Source organism: Microbacterium sp. BLY (assembly GCF_017939615.1).
Lineage (GTDB): Bacteria > Actinomycetota > Actinomycetes > Actinomycetales > Microbacteriaceae > Microbacterium.
Map to the genome: position 1 here is coordinate 487,849 of NZ_JAGKSR010000001.1, position 16,889 is coordinate 504,737.

Here is a 16,889-nt window from a genome sequence, read left to right on the forward strand (position 1 = left end):
GCTCCGGCCATGATCATCGCCCACGACCTCGGCACCACCGGGAACAAGGCGTCCCTGCACCACGACGACGGTCGCCTGATCGCCGCGGTCACCGTGCCGTACCCGGCGCACTTCGCGGCCGGCGGCGTCGCCGAGCAGGACCCGGCCGACTGGTGGCACGCGGTCGTCACGGCGACCCGCGACCTCCTCGCGCGCACCGGCACCGCCGCCGCCGAGGTCGCGGGCCTTGTGGTCAGCGGACAGATGATGGGCGCCGTGCTGCTCGACGCCGACGGCGAGCCCGCGCGGCCCGCGATCATCTGGGCCGACACCCGCGCCGGCGCTCAGCAGCGCGAGCTCGAGGCGGCGGTCGGCGCCGCACGCGCCTACGGCATCCTCGGTCATCGCCTCAACCCCACCTACTCGATCGAGAAGATCATGTGGGTGCGTGACAACGAACCCGAGGTATGGCAGCGCGTGCGCCGGGTGTGCGTCGCCAAGGACTTCATCGTGCTGCGGCTGACCGGGCGGCTCGCCACCGACCGCTCGGACGCCTCCGGCACCAACGCCTACGACCAGGTCGCGGGCACGTGGTCCCCGGAGATCCTCGCCGCCGCGCGGCTGGACCCCGCCCTGTTCCCCGAGATCCTCGAATCGACGCAGATCGCGGGACCGCTCACCCCCGCCGCGGCCGACGCGCTCGGACTGCACACGGGCGTGCAGGTCGTGATGGGCGGCGGCGACGGCCCGCTCGCCGCGGTCGGCTCCGGCGTCGTGGCCCCGGAGGACGGCGCCTACGTGTGCCTCGGCACCTCCTCGTGGATCTCGTTCGCGGCGGACGCCCCGCTGCACGACCCCGCGATGCGGACCTTCACGTTCGACAACGTCGTGCCCGCGTCGTTCGTGCCGACCGCGACCATGCAGGCCGGCGGCGCCTCGGTGCAGTGGATCGCCGAAGCCCTCTCCGTCGACCCCGCACACCCGGAGACCGGCCGTCTGGTGGCCGAGGCCGCGAGCGACGTCGACACCGACGACCTCTACTTCCTCCCCTACCTGCTCGGCGAGCGCGCCCCGCTGTGGGACCCGGACGCGCGGGGCGCCTTCGTCGGGCTCGCCCGGCACCACGGGCGGGCCCACCTCGTGCGCGCGGTCCTGGAGGGGACGGCGTTCAACCTCCTCACCTGCATCCAGGCGTTCCGGGAGGCCGGCGCGACGATCGACCGCATCGACGCCGTCGGCGGCGGCGCGCAGAGCGACGTCTACCTCGCCGTCCTCGCCGACGTGTGGGGCGTGCCGGTGCGGCGCCGCACGATCGTGGAGGAGGCGAACAGCCTCGGTGCCGCCGTCACGGGCGCCGTCGGCCTCGGCCTCACCGACTTCTCCGCCGCCCGGGCGCTCAGCGAGGTCACCGCTGAGTTCGTGCCCGACCCGTCCCGGCACGCGGTCTACGCGGAACGCCACGCGCGCTTCACCGACGCGTACACCGCCCTCGCGCCGTGGTTCGCCGGAAGGCCCCGCTGATGGGCGTCATCCTCGTCACGAGCCGCTCGTTCTCGGACGGTGACCTGGACCTGGTCGGGCGCGCCGCGCAGGCCGGACACCGCATCCTCCGCGGTCCCGCCCACCACGACCTCGACGAGCTGCGCGTGCTGCTGCACGGCGCCGACGCCTGGATCGCCGGCACCGGCCCGGTCACCGACGCGCACCTCGCCGCCGGCCCGAAGCTCAAGGTCGTGGCGCGCTACGGGGTCGGCACGGAGGCGGTGGACCTCGCCGCCGCGCGCGACCGCGGCATCCCGGTCACGAACACCCCCGGCGCGAACGCGGATGCGGTCGCCGACCACGCGGTCGGCCTCATGCTTGCCGCCCTGCGCACCATCCCGGACGGCGACCGCCGGGTGCGGACCGGTGACTGGAGCGTCCGCCGCGGACGGGAGCTCGGCGCCGCGACGGTCGGCATCGTCGGCTTCGGGCGGATCGGCCAGGGGGTCGCGCGGCGGCTGGGCGGATTCGGTCCGCGGCTGCTCGCCTCCGACCCGTTCCTGCCCGCCGACCTCGTGCGGGACCGCGGCGCCGAACCCGTCGACCTCGACGCCCTGTTCCGCACGGCCGATGTGATCACCCTGCACGCCCCCGGCGGGCAGCGCCTCGTCGACGCCGACCGCCTCGCCGGGATGCGACCGGGCACCGTGCTCGTCAACACCGCCCGCGGCGACCTCGTGGACGAGCAGGCCGTCGCGGATGCGCTGCGCGACGGCACCCTCGCCGGGTACGCCGCCGACACCCTCGACGGAGACACGGCCGCGCACGACAGCCCGCTGCTCGACCCGGCGCTCGCCGACCGCGTCATCGTCACCCCGCACCTCGGCGCCCAGACCACTCAGGCCGTCGACAACATGGGGGCGCTGTCCCTCGCCGACGTGATCGCGGTCCTCCGCGGCACCGACCCCGCCCATCCCGTGCCCGTCCCCGCGCCCGCCCCCGAGGAGACCCGATGACCACCGCCGCGACCTCCGCCCCCGCCGCCACCGCCGACTACATGGGTTTCGTCGGCGTCACCACCGCCTCCTCGTCGATCATGAAGGTGTTCCCGCTGTGGGCCGACATCCTCGGCCTCCCCACCCGGACCCTCGTCGGCCACGACCTGCCCATGGATGCCGACCCCGCCCAGTACCGCGCGATGGTCGAGCAGATCCGCGACGACCCGCACCACCGCGGCGCACTGGTCACCACGCACAAGATGAACGTGTTTGCGGCGGCGTCCGACCTGTTCGACGAGCTCGACCCGTTCGCCGTGTCGTGCGCCGAGATCTCCAGCATCGCCAAGCGCGGGTCCACGCTGTCCGGCCGCGCGAAGGACCCGATCACGGTCGACCTGGCGCTGCGCGACTTCCTGCCCGCCGACCACTTCGCCCGCACCGGCGCCGAGGTCGTCATCCTGGGTGCCGGCGGATCGGGCACCGCGCTGAGCTGGGCCCTCGCCGAGCGGGACGATGCCCCCGCGCTCATCACGGTGACCGCGCGCACCCAGGATAAGCTCGACCACCTCCGCGAGGTGCACCGCCAGCACGGCACCCCCGAGGGGCTCCTCCGCTACGTCGTCACCGAGACGCCGGAGGAGGCCGACGCCCTGGTCGCCGCCGCGCCCGCGGGATCGGTCATCGCGAATGCCACCGGGCTCGGCAAGGACCGCCCCGGCTCCCCGCTCACCGACGCCGTCGTGTTCCCCGAGGGCGCGTACGTGTGGGAGTTCAACTACCGCGGCTCGCTGGAGTTCCTGCACCAGGCCGAGGCGCAGGAGGACGACCGTGACCTGCACGTCGTCGACGGATGGCGCTACTTCATCCACGGCTGGTCGCAGGTGGTGGCGGACGTGTTCGACCTCGACCTCACGCCCGAGACTGTCGAGCGCCTGGCGGAGGCTGCGGAGTCGGTGCGCTGATGCCCGTCGTCCGGACCGTCCTCGGCGACATCGACCCGTCGCGGCTCGGACGGGTGGACTACCACGAGCATCTCTTCCAGGTGTCGCCCCTTCTGGTCGGGGACGAGCTCGACGACGAGGCCGCGTCCGGCGCCGAGGCCGGTCTGCTGCGAGCCAGCGGCTTCGACGCCATGGTCGACGCCACCCCGTTCGGCCTCGGTCGCGACCCCGCCGCCGTCGCGCGCATCAGCACCGCGACCGGGCTGCACGTGGTCGCCACGACGGGTCGGCACCGCGAGGCCCACTACGGTCCCGACCATCCGATGCAGGTGTGGGGTGCCGAACGGCTGGCGGCCCTGTTCGTGTCCGACCTCACGCGCGGGATGCCGGCCGACGACGCCGCGGTGTTCGAGACGCCCGATGTGCCCCTCGCGACCGGTCCCGACGGCGCGCCCGTCCGGGCCGGGCTGCTCAAGGGCGGGGCGGACTACTGGCGCATCAGCCCGTTCGAGCGGACGACGCTGATCGCCGTGGCGCGGGCGCACCAGGAGACGGGAGCGCCCGTCATGGTGCATCTGGAGTTCGGCACGGCGGCCCACGAAGTGCTCGATCTGTTGGAGGCCGAAGGCGTCGCGCCGGACGGCGTCGTGCTCGCCCACGCCGACCGCGACCCCGATCCCGGTCTGCACGTCGCGCTCGCCGAGCGCGGCGCCCACCTCGGCTATGACGGCTTCGCCCGGCCGCGCACCCGCTCCGACGCCGAGTTGCTGGCCCTCACTGTCGCCGTGGTCGAGCGGGGCGCCGGCGACCGGATCCTGCTCGGGGGCGACGTCGCCCGGCGCACCCGATACATCGCGTACGGCGGCATGCCGGGTCTCGCCTACCTCGGCGACCGCTACCTCCCCCGGCTCCGGGAGGCGGTGGGCGACGATGCCGTGCACCGCATGCTCGTGACGACGCCGGCGCGCTTCCTCTCCCTCCACCCCTGATCACCCGAACCCGAGGAGCCGTCATGCCCGAACCCACCGTCCTCCACGCCGTCTTCACCGCCCAGCCGGGAGCCGGCGACCGTGTCGCGGCGCTGCTCCGCGAGTTCGCGGAGGTCGTGCGCGCCGAGGAAGGCAACATCGTCTTCGATGCCCACCGCCTCGTCGACGACCCGGACCGCTTCTTCGTGTACGAGGTCTACCGCGACGAGGACGCGTTCCACGCCCACCTGCACGCGCCCGCCGGCATCCCCTTCAACACCGCCCTGCAGGAGCTCATCGTCGAGCCCACCTCGATCCTCACCTTCCTCCGCCCCCTCTGACCCCCACCCCCTCCCCCTCTTCCGGTTCCCTCTCCCTCGTTTCACCTGCACGATCCCGTCCCGCCCGCACGACGAATCCCGTCCCTGGGTCGTCCATCCGTCCTCTCGTCGTGCATCCGTCCAGCCCCCTCCGCGCCCGGACCGAGGCCCGGCCAAGACCCCCCACGGTCCCATCCGCACGACCCCGACACGGTCGCACGACCGCCCCGGGCATCTCGACGTGCCCTCGTGTCCCCGTCGTGCATCCGTCCCGTTCCCGGCCACATCACCGGGTCGGGTCCGTTCCCGGGTCGGACCCGGTCATCTGCACGACCCGAACACGGCGGGACGAGGGAACCGGCGGGCTGACCGTGCGGATGATCCGGGGTCGTGCAACCGGACCACCCGCCGAACCACCGGGCCCCGACACGGACCCGGCCCCGGGCCCAGACACAGACCCCCGGACCGAGACCCCCGGCCCCCCGGACCGAGACCCCCGGACCGAGACCCCCGGACACGACGGAGCCCCCCGCCCGAAGGCGAGGGGCTCCGTCGTGCGGGTCACTCGTAGAGGACCGCGGCGATCTTGTCGTCCTCGATGTTGTCCTTGTCGTACCAGTAGGAACCGGTGTCGTAGAACTCTTCGACGTCGTCGCCGTTGGCCGCGTCGTAGGCCGCCTGCACGACCTGGGCGCCGATGCCGATCGGGTCCTGCGTGATGGCGCCGGCCATCGTGCCGTCCTTGATGGCGTTGATCTGGGCCGCACCGGAGTCGAAGCCGACGATGGTGATCTTGCCCTTCTCGAGGCCGAGCTCGTTCACCGCGTTCACGACGCCGATGGCGGAGCCCTCGTTGGTGCCGTAGATGCCCTTGAGGTCGGGGTGGGCGGCGATGATCGTCTTGGCGATGTCGGCCGACTTCAGGTGGTCGCCGTCACCGTACTGGATGTCGACGATCTTGATGTCGGGGTAGTCCGCCTCGATCTTCTCGACGAAGCCGTCGCGACGCTCGACACCGGTCGAGTTGATCTGCGAGTGCCCGACGATGGCGACCTCGCCCTCGCCGCCGATCAGCTCGGCCATGTGCTCGGCCGCCAGCGCGCCGGCGACCTTGCTGTCGGTGGCGGCGAGGCTCAGGCCCACGTCGCCGTTGCAGGGGGCGTCGAAGTAGACGACGGGGATGTCCTTCGACTTCGCCTGCTCGAGCGGGGCGACACACGCCTCGGGGTCGAGGGCGGCGTAGGCGATGGCATCCGGGTTCTTGTCGATGGCGGCGGTCAGCATCTCGAGCTGCTGCGCGATCTCGGTCTCGGCGGCGGGGCCTTCGAACGTGATCTTGACGCCGAGCTCCTTGGCCTTCTCCTCGGCGCCCTTCTTGACGGCCTGCCAGAACTGGTGCTGGAAGCCCTTCGAGACCATGGCGATGTACATCTCGCCGTCGCCGCTGCCGGTGTTGCCACCCGAGCCCTCTTCGATCACGTCGCCGCCGCCGGCACAGCCGGCGAACACGAGCGCGGATGCGGCCACGAGCGCCGCGAATGCGGTCTTCTTGCCGAATTTCATGGAAACTCCATTGTTCTGTGTGGGTGCCGGCCAGGGACCGGCGGGTGGACATTCGTGGTGCCTGTGCGGAGGGTTCCGCGGGGTCCGGCCGGAGCCGGGGACGGCGGCGGGCACGGGTTTCGCCGCCGCCGTGTCTCAGGTCCGCTGGCGGTTGCGCAGCGAGTCGAGGAAGACGGCCAGCAGGACGACGACGCCGACGACGATGTTCTGCCACTCGGGCTGGATCGACATGATCCGCAGGCCGTTGACCAGGACGCTCATGATCAGGGCGCCGATCACGGTGCCGAGGATCGAGCCGCGGCCACCGAGCAGCGAGGTGCCGCCGATGATCACGGCCGCGATGGCCTGCAGCTCGTAGCCGGTGCCGATCTGCGGCTGGGCCGAGTCGAGGCGGGCGGCGATCACGATGCCCGCGATGCCGGTGAAGGCGCCGGCGAACATGTAGATGAGGATCGTCCAGCGGCGGGTGTTGACGCCGGAGAGGCGCGTGGCCTCCTCGTTCGAGCCGATCGCGAAGGTGTACCGGCCGAGCAGGGTCTTCGACAGCACGAGCCAGGCGACGATCGCGAGCGCGGCGGTGATCAGCACGGCGTTCGGGATTCCGGGGATGAGCACGCCGAGCGCGATCTTCTTGAAGTCGGGAGCCGAGGTCGAGAAGTAGATCGGCGCGACGTTCGAGATGACGAGGGCGAGGCCGCCGGCGATCATCATCATGGCCAGCGTCGCGATGAACGGAGGCAGCCGCAGGAACGTGATGTTGACGCCGTTCACGAGGCCCATGAGCACACCGGTCGCGATGCCGCCGAGCACGCCCACCCACACGGGCAGGCCCATGTTGGTGATGAGCACGCCCGTCATCACGGCGCAGAGCGCCATGCCGGTCCCGATCGACAGGTCGATGCCGCCGGTGATGATGACGAAGGTCGTACCGAGGGCGAGGATGCCGATGACCGCGGTCGACAGCAGCACCGTGGCGATGTTGCTGAAGGTGAAGAAGTTCGGGCTGGCGATCGAGAAGAAGATGACCAGGACGATCAGGGTGCCGAACGCGAGGGACTGCTGGAACTGCCGCTTGAGGAAACCGGCGACGTCGCGCTTGTCGGTGTCTTCGTTGACGGCCGTCTGGATGATCGTCGTCGTCGACGATCCGGACTGCTGTGGGGTGCTCATCAGTCTTCCTCCCCGTGGGCTGCGAGTTGCATGATCTTCTCCTGGCTGGCTTCCTCGTTGCGGAGCGTCCCGGTGATGCGTCCGTTCGCGAACACGGCGATGCGGTTCGCGACGCGGAGGATCTCGGGGAGCTCCGACGAGATGACGATGATGGACTTGCCCGCGTCGGCGAGCTGCTGCATGAGGCGGTAGATCTCCTCTTTCGCGCCGACGTCGATGCCTCGCGTCGGCTCGTCGAAGATGAGGATGTCGCAGTCGCGCATCAGCCACCGGGCGATGACGACCTTCTGCTGGTTCCCTCCGGAGAGGAGCTTGACGACCTGGTTGACCGACGGGGTCTTCACCCGCAGCTGCTGCACGTACTCCTTGGTGCGGTTCTTGGCCTTGCTGTCGCCCATCCAGCCGATGCCGTTGGCGTAGGAGCCGAGCGAGGCGAGCACGGTGTTGAAGGTGACGTCCTGCTCGAGCATGAGGCCGAGCAGCTTGCGGTCTTCGGAGAGGTAGCCGACACCGTGCTTGACCGCGTCGGCGGGCTGAGCGATGCGGACGGCGCGGCCGCCGATCGTGATCGTGCCGCCGTCGCGGTGGTCCGCGCCGATGACGGCGCGGGCGGTCTCCGTGCGGCCGGCGCCCATGAGGCCGGCGAACCCGAGGATCTCGCCCTTGTGCAGCTGGAACGAGACGTCCTTGAGGAGGTTGCGGGTGGAGAGCCCCTGCACGTCGAGCACGACCGGGTCGTTGAGGTGTTCGCGTGCCTGCGGGCGGGTGCCTTCGTCGATCACACGGCCGACCATCATCTCGATGATCGTCGGGATGGTGATCTCGGACTTGTCGAGTGATCCGATGTATGTGCCGTCGCGGAGGACGGTCACGCGGTCCGCCAGCCGGCGCAGCTCATCCATGCGGTGGGAGATGTAGACGATGCCGGTGCCGCGGGCCTTGAGCTGCTCGATGAGCACGAACAGGGTCTCGACCTCGCTGTCGGTGAGGGCCGACGTCGGCTCGTCCATGATGAGGACCTTGGCGTTGAAGGACAGCGCCTTGGCGATCTCGACCATCTGCTGCTCGGCCACCGTCAGCTCTCCTACGCGCTGGCGGGGGTCGAGGTGGATGTCGAGGCGCTGCAGCAGCTCGGCCGTCTGCCGGTTGAGCTTGCGCTCGGACAGGAAGGGACCGGTGGTGGGCTCGCGGCCCACGTAGATGTTCTGCGCGACGGTCAGGTCGGGCATGAGGTTGAGTTCCTGGTGGATGATCGTGATCCCCAGCTCCTGCGCCTGCAGCGGGCTGGTGAGCTCGACCTCCTGCCCCTCGAAGGTGATGGTGCCCTCGTCCTTGGTGTAGATCCCGGAGAGGATCTTCATCAGGGTCGACTTGCCGGCGCCGTTCTCGCCCACGAGCACGAGCACCTCGCCGGCGCGCACCTCGAGGTGCACGTCCTTCAGCGCCTGGACGCCGGGGAATCCTTTGCTGATCCCCTCGACCCTCAGGATGGGTCCACTCATGCGCTCACCTGCTTCCTTGAAGGTTCTGTCGCGATTTCGGCGGACCATTCCGCCGTAAACATCGGATCAATTCTGCGACCTGCACCCGGGTCAGTGCAAGTTGTATCTAAATGTATCTAACGAGGGGCGGCGAGGGAAGACCTGTAATAACATCTTGATCTCGAAGCGCGCCGCGCCGCCTCAGTGGAGGCGGATCGAGTCGACCGCGACGAGCTTGTCGCGGATGTAGGCGTTCGCATGCGCCCCCAGCTCGTCGTTGTCGGTCCAGAGGTTGCGCCAGATGCCGAGCATGCGACTGAGGTCGGGCGCGACCACCGCCGAGGAGAACGACTCGAACACGATGGGGCCGTCGTACCCGATGCGCCCGAGCGCCTTGAAGAACGTGTCGAAGTCGACTGTCCCGGTGCCGAGGTAGCCGCGGTGGCTCTCGCCGATGTGCACGTACCGGAGCGCCGGAGCCGCATCGAGCACCGGCGCGAACATGTCCGACTCCTCGATGTTCATGTGGTACGTGTCGAGGTGGATCCCGAGGTTCGGACGGTCGACCTCTCCGACATATGCGAGCGCCTGCCGCGCCGTGTTCAGCACGTTGGTCTCGTAGCGGTTGACGACCTCGAGCGAGACCGAGACGCCGCGTGCGGCGGCGTGGTCGGCCACCCGCGCGATGGCGCGACGGCTCGATGCCAGGCCCGCGGGCGTCACCGGGTCCATGTACTTCTTCATGGCGCTGTAGATCACGCCGCAGAAGTGACTGCCGCCCAGCTCGGCGAGCACGTCGACCGCGCGGAGCAGGAGCGCTTCCCCCGCGGCGACCACGGCGGGGTCGCCACTCGTGACGTCGGTCTCGTCGGAGAGCCCGAGCGAGGCGCTGACCGCGAGTCCGTGCTCGGCGAGGGCGGCTTTGGCGGCGGTGACATCGAACGAGAACGGGTCCATCAGGGGGAACTCGATGAGGTCGAAGCCCGCCTGCTTCGTCTTCTCCACCGCGAGGCGGATGCCGTCCGCGTCGAAGGTCCCCGTCCAGACGAGTCCGTGGCAGCCGATGTTCATGAACGCTTCCTCCGGCGGGTGTCCGGCACCGTCGCCGCGCGGACTTGGCACGTTACAAGTCCGGTGTGCGAGTCACGCTACGGGGCGGCGACCTCGGGTGTCAAGAACTTTTTTGGCACGTTGCAAGTCGTCCGCTAGCCTGGGCGTCATCCGGTCGCCGTCCGACGGCCGCCATCGCCGAAGGAGGCCCATGCCCGCGAGCGTGAAAGACGTCGCCGCTCTCGCGGGGGTCTCGGCGTCGACCGTGTCGAACTACCTCAACCATCCGCATGTCCTCGGCGCCGCCAGCCGCGAGCGCGTGCGCGCCGCGATCGCCGAACTCGGCTTCGTGCCGAACGAATCCGCCCGCCAGCTCCGCGCCGGCTCGAGCAAGGCCCTCGCGCTCATCCTCCTCGACGCCTGGCTGCCGTACTTCAACGATCTCTCCCGCGGCGTCGACGACGTCGCCCGGGAGGGCGGCTGGTCGCTGTTCTTCAGCGACAGTGCCCGCGACGTCGCCCGCGAGGAGCAGAACATCGATATGTTCGAGGCCCACCGGGTGCAGGGCATCGTCATCTATCCGCGCGGCGACGTGGTGCCGCGGCTGGAGCAGCTCGCGGCCCGCGGCATCCGTTCCGTGGTCGTCGGCCCCATCCCCGCCTCCGCGTCCGTCGCCTCCATCACCTTCGACGACCACGGCGGAGGACGGCTGGCGGGCGAGCACCTGCTCTCCCTCGGCCGCCGCCGCATCCTCTTCCTCGGCGCCCCCGCCGTGAGCCAGTCGAACGACCGTCTGGCGGGGCTGCGGGACGCCGTGGCGGGATGGGACGCGACGGTGTCGGTGCGGGACGTCGAGCATCTCACGACCGAAGACGGCCTCCGGGCCGGCGCCCACCTCGTGGAACTCCCCGCGGAGGAGCGCCCGGACGCCGTGTTCGCCGCGAACGACGGGGTCGCCCTCGGCGTGCTCACGCAGCTGCTCCGCCACGGCATCCGCGTGCCGGAGGAGATCGCCCTCGTCGGATTCGACGACGTGGCCGCCGCGCATCAGAGCGTGGTGCCGCTGACGAGCGTCCGCCAGCCGGGCTATGAGATCGGCCGGGCCGCCGGGGCTGCTCTGCTGCAGCTCCTCGCCGATCCGACCGCTCCCCCGCCGGCGCCGACGCCGTTCCCCGCCGAGCTCGTCGTGCGGGAGTCCACCGTCGGGCGGTGAACCCCGCGTTCACAACTCAGGAGAAGAGCGCCGCTCGGCGTCGAATCGGCCGGTCCGGCCGATTCCGCCGACGTTTCTCCTGAGTTGTGAACGACGTCAGGCCGAGGGGTGACCGACCACGCCCTTCCGGAGCAGCGCGTTGCCGTACTTGCGCGTCTCTCCCGTGCGCACCATCAGGTACGCCTCCTTCGCGACGTCGTAATAGGCGAAGCGCTCGACGAACCGGGTCGTGTCGAGTTCGGTGCCCGCCGCGGCCATGAGCTCGTGCTGCACCTGCAGCACCTCGCCGTCGGCGGAGGTCATCAGATCGATCCCCGGAGCGTCGTCGAGGGGCAGCACGCTGCGGATGGCGGCGACGACCTCGGGCGTCGTGGTGCCGGGAAGGTCGACCACGCGGGCACCGAGACCCCAGGCCGGGAAGTGCGCGTCGGCGACGACCACGGCGTCGGAGTGCCCCATCCGGTCGAGATGCAGCAGCAGCTCCCCGGTGAGCAACGGGTGGATTCCTTCGAGCACGGCGGCTCCTCTCGGTCGGGAGGCGGATCAGGATGCGGGGATCAGGCCCTCGGCCGCGAGGTTCTCCCACAGGGCGGAGGGGATCTCCCGGGCCGCGTACTCGGCATTCTGCCGCAGCTGCGCTGGTCGGCTGCCGCCGACGACCACCGAGCGCACGACGTCGGCCTGCAGCGGGTACTGGATGGCGGCGGCAGGGAGCGGCACGTCGTGGTCGGCGCAGACTGCGGCGATGCGCACGAGTCGGTCCCAGAGCTCGTCCGGAAGCTGCCCGTACTCGTACCGGCCGTCCCGACGCGGCTCGTTCGCCGCGAGGAGCCCGGAGTTGAACACCGATGCCGCGACGATCCCCGTGCCGGTCTCCCGACAGGCCGGGAGCACGTCGACGGCGGCGGGCTGCTCCAGCAGCGTGTACCGACCGGCCACCATCACGAGGTCGAGGTCGGCCGAGCGGACAGACGCTGCCAGGGCATCGGACACCATCGAGCCGATGCCGATCGCGGTCACCTCGCCGTCCGCGCGCAACTGCTCCAGCGCGGGAAGGGCCTCGGCGAGCGCGAGGTCGAGGTCGTGCCGCTCCGGATCGTGCAGATAGAGGAGGTCGATGCGCTCGATGCCGAGGCGCTCGCGCGACTCCTCCAGGCTCGTGCGGATGCCGTCGGCCGAGAAGTCCCACACGCGGCGGAGGTCGTCCGGCACGTGGAAGTCGTTGGCGGTGTCGAGGCCGCCGTCGTGGTCGGGGTTGGGGCGCAGCAGCCGGCCGACCTTGGTCGAGAGCACGTACTCGTCGCGGGGCTTCGTCTGCAGGAACGCGCCAAGGCGGCGCTCCGACAGCCCGAGGCCGTAGTGCGGTGCCGTGTCGTAGAACCGGATGCCGCTCTCCCATGCCGCATCGAGCACGGCCCACGCGTCGTCGTCGGAGAGGGGACGGAACAGGTTGCCGACGTTCGCGGCCCCGTAGCCGAGCCGCGGGACGGTCAGGCGCTCAGATGCCGACATGCGCACCGGTCCAGGTGTATTCCGCGATGCTGTCGGCCTTCATCTCCATGCCCGTGCCCGGTGCGGTCGGCGCCGTGTAGGAGCCGCCCTGGATGTCGGTCGGCACGACGAAGTGCTCGTGCAGGTGGTCGACGAACTCGATGAGGCGGCCTTCGCGGGTGCCGGAGACGGCGACGAAGTCGAACATCGACAGGTGCTGCACGGCTTCGCAGAGGCCGACGCCGCCGGCGTGCGGACACACCGGCACGCCGAATTTCGCGGCGAGCAGCAGGTTGGCGATGTTCTCGTTGACTCCGGCGACGCGGACGGCGTCGATCTGCATGACCGAGATCGCGTCGGCCTGCAGGAGCTGCTTGAAGATCATCCGGTTCTGCGCGTGCTCACCGGTGGCGACCCGGATCGGGGCGACGCCGCGGGCGATCTCGGCGTGGCCGAGGATGTCGTCCGGGCTGGTCGGCTCCTCGATCCAGGCCGGGTGGAACTCGGCGAGCGCGTTCACCCACTCGATCGCCTCCGACACCTCCCAGCGCTGGTTCGCGTCGATGGCGATCGGGAAGTCGGGACCGCACACCTCCCGCGCCTTCCGGAAGCGGCGGATGTCGTCCTGCAGGTCGGCGCCCACCTTGAGCTTGATCTGCGTGAACCCGTCGGCCATGGCCTCGCGGGCGAGGCGTTCGAGCTTCTCGTCGGAGTAGCCGAGCCAACCGGGGCTGGTCGTGTAGCCGGGGTAACCGGTGGCGAGGAGCTGCTGCTCGCGCTCGGCGCGACCGGGCTCCGCCGCCCGCAGGATCTCCAGCGCCTCCTCGCGGGTGAGCGCGTTGGTGAGGTAGCGGAAGTCGACGAGGTCGACGAGCTGCTCCGGGGTCATCCGGGCAAGGAGCTGCCAGAGCGGCAGGCCCGCGCGCTTGGCCTTGATGTCCCACAGCGCGTTGACGACCGCGCCGATGGCCATGTGCATGACGCCCTTCTCGGGGCCGAGCCAGCGCAGCTGGGAATCGCCGATGATCTCGCGGAACGTGCCGCCCATGTCGTCGAGCAGGGGTTCGATCTCGCGCCCGACGAGGTGCCCGGCGAGCGCGTCGATGGCGGCGACCTGCACGTCATTGCCGCGGCCGATCGTGAAGACGAAGGCGTGCCCCTCGATGTCGTCGCCGGCGTCCGTGCGGACGATGACGTACGCGGCGGAGTAGTCGGGGTCCGGGTTCATGGCGTCGGAGCCGTCGAGGCTCAGCGACGTGGGGAAGCGGATGTCGGTGGTGTCGAGGGCGACGATACGGCTCACGGGGGTCCTCTCCCTGCACGGGTCATTCTTCCGTGCGGATCCCTTGGAGTGTAAACATCCGATGTCTATACTGTCAACGAGACCGGCCGCTGAGCAGCGGCCTCCCGAACGATCAGGAGAATCATGAAGTTCGCGCGGCTCGGCACCCCGGGGGCGGAGATCCCCGTCCTTGTGGAGGGTGACCGCTACCTCGACCTCCGCCCGGTGACATCCGATGTCAACGGCGACTTCCTTGCGGGAGACTTCGTCGCCCGCGTCGCCGCCGCCCGCGACGCCGGGGAGCTCCCCGAGCTGCCGGACGCCGCGACGATGCGCATCGGCGCCCCGATCGCCCGCCCCAGCGCGGTGATCTGCATCGGGATGAACTACGCCGCGCACGCCGCGGAGTCGGGCTCCGAGCCGCCGACCATCCCCATCATCTTCCTCAAGACGCCCAACACGGTCGTCGGCCCGAACGACGCCGTGACGATCCCGCGCGGGAGCGAGAAGACGGACTGGGAGGTCGAGCTCGGCATCGTGATCGGCACTCGCACCGCCTACCTCGACTCCCCGGAGGAGTCGATGGCGCACGTGGCCGGCTTCGTCGCCGCGAACGACGTGTCCGAGCGCGACTTCCAGATGGCGGTCTCCGGCGGGCAGTGGTCGAAGGGCAAGATCGCCTTCGGCTTCAACCCCACGGGTCCCTGGCTGGTCACGCCGGACGAGGTCGACCATCAGGCGCTCGGCCTCCGCAGCTTCGTGAACGGCGAGCCGCGGCAGGACTCGAACACGAGCGACATGATCTTCACGGTCGAGCAGATCGTGCACCACCTGTCGCAGTACGTGACGCTCGAGCCCGGTGACCTGATCCTCACCGGCACCCCGCAGGGCGTGGCCCTGTCCGGCAAGTACCCCTACCTGGCCGCGGGCGACGTGGTCGAGATCGAGATCGACGGCCTCGGCCGGCAGCGCCAGGACTTCATCGCATGGGAGGCAGAGAAGTGACGCTTCGACAGGCTCAGGGACCGGGCACGGAAGGCCTCGTGGCCATCGTCACCGGTGGCGCGTCCGGCATCGGCGCGGCGATCGCCGACCGTCTGCACGCGGACGGCGTCATCGTCGCGGTCCTCGACCGCGACACGACCCACGCCGACGAGCGCTTCGCCGCGTTCACCGCCGACGTCTCCGACCGTGCGAGCGTGGACGCCGCCGTCGCCGCCGTCGCCGAGCGGTTCGGCCGCATCGACATCATCGTCAACAACGCCGGCATCGGAGCGCAGGGCGACATCGCCACGAACGACGACGACGAGTGGGCGCGCGTCCTCTCCATCAACGTCACCGGCATCGCGCGGGTGACGTCGGCGGCGCTGCCCTGGCTGCGGAAGTCCCCGGCCGCCGCGGTGTGCAACACCGCGTCGATCGCCTCCACGACCGGAATCCCGCAGCGAGCGCTGTACTCCGCGTCGAAGGGCGCCGTGTCGGCCCTGACCCGCGCGATGGCGGCCGACCACCTGCGCGAGGGCATCCGCGTCAATGCGGTCAACCCCGGCACGGCGGACACCCCCTGGGTCGGACGCCTGCTCGACTCCGCTGCCGATCCCGCCGCCGAGCGGGCTGCACTGGAGGCTCGCCAGCCGCACGGCCGCCTGGTGAGCCCCGACGAGGTCGCCGCCGCCGTCGCCTACCTCGTGAGTCCCGCCGCGGGCTCCACCACCGGCACCTTCATCGAGGTCGACGGGGGGATGGCGCAGCTCCGCCTCCGCCCCGAGTGACCCGATCTTCCCGACGGCCCGGTGTCTCCCCGCGAGACCCCGGGCCGTCCCCGTCCCCTCCCCATCCGGTCCCCATCCCGTCCCGCCCCGCCCCACCGTTCGGGATCAGAACCGCCCCTCCACCCCGCCCCGCACGCCCCTTTCTGATCCCGCACGCCGCACGCTCCCGGGAGGGTCGATCGTGAGCCGTGCGGCACCCATCCGGCCGGGATCAGAAACGGGCCCGGGCGGGGCTCGGGAGGTGGCATATCGCACTCGCCCCGCGTAAGGGGGTGGGACTAGAGGGAGTAGACGGAGGTGGCGGTGCCGTGGAAGAGGGCGTCGCGGTCGATGCCGCGGGAGGAGGCCCAGGTCGCCACGGCGTCGGCCCAGCGGCTGCGCGCGGTCGGCTGATAGGTGGGCGCGCCGTCGGCGGGAGCGTGCGGGTCGCCCGGCTCCGCGGGACCGATCACCGACACGGGCCAGTCGCTCCCCCACATCAGGCGCTCGGGACCGAAGACGTCGGCCGCGGTGTCGAGGAACGGTTCGAGCTGCGCGAGACTCCAGTCCCCTCCGGCCTCCGCCGGCAGACCCGACACCTTGCAGAACACCTGAGGATGCCGCGCCAGCTCGGCCAGATCCCGCTCCCACTCCACAGAGGGCGTGCGCGGAGCGGAAGCCGTCCCGACCTCGGGCTTGCCCAGGTGGTCGAGCACGATCCGCAGCTCCGGGATCGCGCCGGACAGTCGCGCGACGTCGGGGAGCTGCGCGGCGCGCACGCACGCGTCGAAGGTCCACCCGTGCGCCGCGACCTCACGCGCACCCGAGATGAACGCCGACGAGAGCATCACGCCGTCCGGCTCCCCCTGCAGCAGATGACGCACCCCGACGACCAGAGGTTCCGCGGTGAGGCTCTCCAAGTGCACCGTGGTGTCGGTGCCGCGGTCCAGGCGGGCGCCGGCGACGATGCCGACCACCCCGAGCCGCTCCGCCTGTGCGGCGACCCACCGCACCTCGGCGAGGAAGTCGTCCTCGGCGGTCTCGGCCTGGACGAACACGGCTCGTTCGGCCGTGGCCGCATCGAGTCGCGCATGCTCCAGCTCGATGTCGCCGAAGCGCCACGCGAGCGGGCCCTCGAGCCACGTGTACGCGAGGACCTCCGGGTCCCACAGGTGCAGGTGAGAGTCGAGGATGCGCATG

At 70.8% G+C, this 16,889-nt stretch carries 16 protein-coding genes; 8 read left to right on the forward strand and 8 right to left on the reverse strand.

From position 1 onward, the window contains the following. The first annotated feature begins 9 nt into the window (after positions 1-9). The 5 genes from xylB to KAF39_RS02620 are packed head-to-tail and all read left to right on the forward strand — an operon-like array spanning position 10 to position 4,709. The gene (xylB, locus tag KAF39_RS02600; protein ID WP_210675825.1) at positions 10-1,500 is read left to right on the forward strand and encodes a xylulokinase; all 1,491 of its coding nucleotides are present in this window, start codon (positions 10-12) and stop codon (positions 1,498-1,500) included. Then, positions 1,500-2,477: a phosphoglycerate dehydrogenase gene (locus tag KAF39_RS02605; RefSeq protein WP_246878208.1), complete on the forward strand. Its 978-nt coding sequence runs from the start codon at positions 1,500-1,502 to the stop codon at positions 2,475-2,477. The genes xylB and KAF39_RS02605 overlap by 1 nt, the downstream gene beginning before the upstream one ends. Then, positions 2,474-3,421: a shikimate dehydrogenase gene (locus KAF39_RS02610; RefSeq protein WP_210675827.1), complete on the forward strand. Its 948-nt coding sequence runs from the start codon at positions 2,474-2,476 to the stop codon at positions 3,419-3,421. The genes KAF39_RS02605 and KAF39_RS02610 overlap by 4 nt, the downstream gene beginning before the upstream one ends. Then, positions 3,421-4,389, forward strand: coding sequence for a phosphotriesterase (locus KAF39_RS02615; RefSeq protein WP_210675828.1), 969 nt, complete (start codon positions 3,421-3,423; stop codon positions 4,387-4,389). Before KAF39_RS02610 ends, KAF39_RS02615 begins: the two co-directional genes overlap by 1 nt. A 23-nt stretch (positions 4,390-4,412) precedes the next feature. Continuing rightward, positions 4,413-4,709: a putative quinol monooxygenase gene (locus KAF39_RS02620; RefSeq protein ID WP_210675829.1), complete on the forward strand. Its 297-nt coding sequence runs from the start codon at positions 4,413-4,415 to the stop codon at positions 4,707-4,709. 540 nt (positions 4,710-5,249) lie between these two features. Here KAF39_RS02620 and KAF39_RS02625 read toward each other — a convergent pair. From KAF39_RS02625 to KAF39_RS02640, 4 genes are all read right to left on the reverse strand, one after another. Then, entirely contained in the window at positions 5,250-6,251 is a 1,002-nt protein-coding gene (locus KAF39_RS02625; protein ID WP_210675830.1) for an ABC transporter substrate-binding protein, read from the reverse strand. A 135-nt stretch (positions 6,252-6,386) separates the two neighbouring features. Beyond that, positions 6,387-7,421, reverse strand: a complete 1,035-nt coding sequence (locus tag KAF39_RS02630) for an ABC transporter permease (RefSeq protein WP_174521432.1) — start codon at positions 7,419-7,421, stop codon at positions 6,387-6,389. After that, complete coding sequence (locus tag KAF39_RS02635; RefSeq protein WP_210675831.1) at positions 7,421-8,923, reverse strand: sugar ABC transporter ATP-binding protein; 1,503 nt, start codon at positions 8,921-8,923, stop codon at positions 7,421-7,423. The genes KAF39_RS02630 and KAF39_RS02635 overlap by 1 nt, the downstream gene beginning before the upstream one ends. Positions 8,924-9,103: 180 nt before the next feature. Continuing rightward, positions 9,104-10,024 carry a sugar phosphate isomerase/epimerase family protein gene (locus KAF39_RS02640; RefSeq protein WP_307805029.1) on the reverse strand — a complete coding sequence of 307 codons (921 nt, stop codon included), beginning with the start codon at positions 10,022-10,024 and terminating at the stop codon, positions 9,104-9,106. 139 nt (positions 10,025-10,163) lie between these two features. On the opposite strand from KAF39_RS02640, the gene KAF39_RS02645 reads away from it, so the two are divergent. After that, positions 10,164-11,165, forward strand: a complete 1,002-nt coding sequence (locus tag KAF39_RS02645; RefSeq protein WP_210675832.1) for a LacI family DNA-binding transcriptional regulator — start codon at positions 10,164-10,166, stop codon at positions 11,163-11,165. Positions 11,166-11,261: 96 nt separating this feature from the next. Here the strand turns inward: KAF39_RS02645 and KAF39_RS02650 are convergent, their stop codons facing one another. Genes KAF39_RS02650 through KAF39_RS02660 form a run of 3 tightly spaced genes read right to left on the reverse strand, consistent with a single transcriptional unit; the run spans position 11,262 to position 13,959 of the window. Beyond that, on the reverse strand, positions 11,262-11,681 hold the full coding sequence (locus KAF39_RS02650; RefSeq protein ID WP_210675833.1) for an RbsD/FucU family protein: 420 nt from the start codon (positions 11,679-11,681) through the stop codon (positions 11,262-11,264). Between the two features lie 27 nt (positions 11,682-11,708). Continuing rightward, positions 11,709-12,677 (reverse strand): aldo/keto reductase, encoded by a 969-nt coding sequence (locus tag KAF39_RS02655; protein WP_210675834.1) that lies wholly within the window; start codon positions 12,675-12,677, stop codon positions 11,709-11,711. Continuing rightward, positions 12,664-13,959: an L-fuconate dehydratase gene (locus KAF39_RS02660; protein ID WP_210675835.1), complete on the reverse strand. Its 1,296-nt coding sequence runs from the start codon at positions 13,957-13,959 to the stop codon at positions 12,664-12,666. Before KAF39_RS02660 ends, KAF39_RS02655 begins: the two co-directional genes overlap by 14 nt. A gap of 123 nt (positions 13,960-14,082) precedes the next feature. Here KAF39_RS02660 and KAF39_RS02665 point away from each other — a divergent pair, with 123 nt between their 5' ends. Both KAF39_RS02665 and KAF39_RS02670 read left to right on the forward strand, forming a co-directional pair. Then, complete coding sequence (locus tag KAF39_RS02665) at positions 14,083-14,943, forward strand: fumarylacetoacetate hydrolase family protein (RefSeq protein WP_210675836.1); 861 nt, start codon at positions 14,083-14,085, stop codon at positions 14,941-14,943. Next, the gene (locus KAF39_RS02670) at positions 14,925-15,710 is read left to right on the forward strand and encodes an SDR family NAD(P)-dependent oxidoreductase (RefSeq protein ID WP_210675837.1); all 786 of its coding nucleotides are present in this window, start codon (positions 14,925-14,927) and stop codon (positions 15,708-15,710) included. Before KAF39_RS02665 ends, KAF39_RS02670 begins: the two co-directional genes overlap by 19 nt. A 278-nt stretch (positions 15,711-15,988) precedes the next feature. Here KAF39_RS02670 and KAF39_RS02675 read toward each other — a convergent pair whose 3' ends face one another. Continuing rightward, on the reverse strand, positions 15,989-16,888 hold the full coding sequence (locus tag KAF39_RS02675) for an amidohydrolase (protein WP_210675838.1): 900 nt from the start codon (positions 16,886-16,888) through the stop codon (positions 15,989-15,991). Position 16,889: the final 1 nt, after the last annotated feature.